The 516-nt window shown below is 42.8% G+C and carries 1 pseudogene; it reads right to left on the minus strand.

Annotated elements, in window-relative coordinates:
* Positions 1–516: pseudogene (locus SCRDD08_RS08275) on the minus strand (transposase); the annotation flags it as partial.

Here is a 516-nt window from a genome sequence, read left to right on the forward strand (position 1 = left end):
GCTTGGTCTTGCGTTCATCCTTGCCTTTGACTGGATTTTCCTCAATGGCTTGATGAACCTGATTCAATCTTCTTGCAAGAGTTCGGTAAAGACAGAAAGCTGTTCTCTCGAAACGGCCTCTTCTTCATCCAGTTCAATGGCCTGAGCAATCAAGGGCTGAACCTCTGTTTGGAAATATTCCTTCAAGGTCTCTTGCAGTTTGGCTTGAAATTTATCCGTTGCTTTTTTCCAGACAAAGCTGTACTTGTTGGCATTGGCTTCAATTTTTGTCCCATCGATGAAGAGACAGTCCAGACTAATCAAGTCTTCCATCTTGAGGCGAAGATTGAGTTCAATGAAGAGATTTTTGATGAACTCTTCCATGCAGTCCGTCACACGAAAACGATTAATGGTGCGGTAGGAAACAACTAATTGCCCTGTCAAATATTGCATAGCTAGGTTCTCAGCCATGAGCCTTTCTATTTTACGTCCGCTAAAAACGCCTTGAGAATAAGCAAACAGAAGAGCGGAAAGCAT

The organism is Streptococcus cristatus, assembly GCF_001578775.1.
In the GTDB taxonomy this organism is placed as follows: domain Bacteria; phylum Bacillota; class Bacilli; order Lactobacillales; family Streptococcaceae; genus Streptococcus; species Streptococcus cristatus_A.